Raw genomic sequence first — 1734 nt, 5'->3', positions numbered from 1 at the left:
CTGGCGGTGCTGACGCAGACCGTGCGCCTGGCCAAGCGCTACGCCATCCCCCATGAGCAGGCGCTGGTCATGGGCCGGCAGCTGATCGCGGTGAGTGCCCGTGCCGGCGAGCTGAGCCAGTACGACCGGCTGTTCAACGACCCTGCGCTGGTCGAAGGCGGGCTGGACCCGGAAGACTACGTCGTGATCGACCTGCGCCCCGGCAAGGCCTCGGAGCAGGCCGCTATCAAGGCCACGCTCAAGCGTGCCTGCCAGGTAGACGACGAAGGGCTGTACCAGCTGGGCCGCTTCCTTGCGCTGGCGCCGAAAGAGCAGGCCAGCGATGCAGAAGACGATGACGCAGAAGGCGATGAGGTGCGCTTCGCCACCACACGCGAAAGGTTGTCCGGCCTCTATGCCCTGAGCCTGTGGGCCCGCCTACACGGCCTGACGCCTGGCGAGCTGGGGCTGTTGCTGGAGACCTTCGACGCGCCACGGGACCTGAACGCAGCCCCGGCCGAGGAATGGTTGCGTTTGCTGGCCTGCGTGGAGCGTTTGTCGAGCTGGCTGCAAGCACAGGGCTGGACCGTGCCGGACCTGGTGCTGATGACCCAGGGTGTGGAGGATATTCCACCGAGCCCCGAGATCACCAACCTGATCAAGGAAATGCAAGCGGCGATCGTCAATGCACCGTTCCCCAAGGCGGCAGAGGGCGAAGCCCCCGTGGAGCCGGACACCGACGATTACCTGCGCGCGCTGAGCCCGCTGATCGCCTCGACCTTTGGCCTGAGCGGTGAAACCGCGGCCCGGGCGCTGCTGATCTGGGCGGACCGTGCCCAGCCTGGCGGACTTTCGCTGCAAGAGATGGGCGAGCGCCTGAAGCCGGAAGATCCAGAGGCGTCGGAAGAACCAGAAGAGCCAGAAGAGCCAGAAGAGCCAGAAGAGCCAGAAGAGCCAGAAGAGCCAGAAGAGCCAGAAGAGCCAGGAGAACCAGGAGAACCAGGAGAACCAGGAGAACCAGAAGAACCTTACGACCCGGTAGCCGATCCCCAGATAATCGCCTTCACCTACGGTCTGGCCCAGATGGCCCTGATCGTGCACGCCAGCGGTGTGACCGCCGACGTCCTGGCCGTGCTGGTGGAGCAGCCTCATTTGTTGCTCGCCAAGATCGTGAACAACATCGGGCCCAGCCCGACCCTGGCGCGCAGCGTGGCCACGGTCGTGGCCCTGACGGACTTCAGCACCTGGCTGAAAACACGACCGGAGTCGGCCAGCGCGCTGATGGCCGCGCTGAAGGCCGAAGGCGTACCGCCCGCGCTGCTGGCCAAGGCCACCGGCCAGGCAGAAGGGCTGGTCGCCGAGGCTGCCAGGCAGGCAGCCCTGAAGAAGGATGTCGCAGACGCCTCGGCTCTGGCCAATTGGCAGGAGATCGCCGTGGTCCGGCAATGGGCCGACCTGGCGACAACGCTGGGCGTGCAGCCCACAAGCCTGGCGGCGTTGCTGGTGTTCCCGCCGACATGGGATGAGTGGCAAGCCCTGGCGAACAGTTTCGAGGCGGGGCTGAGCCCGTCGCAGGTCAAGCGGGCGCAGGCGGCCAGCGAGGAGCCGTTGAGCAAGGCACTGGCCGGTGTACTGGCTGCGCGCATCAACCTGGGCGTGGAAGCGCTGAACCAGTACTTGCTGCTCGACAGCCTGAACAGTGCCCAGGTGACGACCACGCGCATCGCCGAGGCGATGGCGGCGCTGCAACTGTTC

1 pseudogene is annotated in these 1734 nt (G+C 66.3%); it reads left to right on the top strand.

Going from position 1 to position 1734, the window contains the following annotated elements:
* Window positions 1-1734, top strand: a pseudogene (locus AC1MHZ_RS23345) (hypothetical protein); the annotation flags it as partial.

Source organism: Pseudomonas sp. FA-1 (assembly GCF_056856075.1).
The sequence above is the reverse complement of the archived record's forward strand: the minus strand, read 5'-3'. Positions and strand labels throughout refer to the sequence as shown.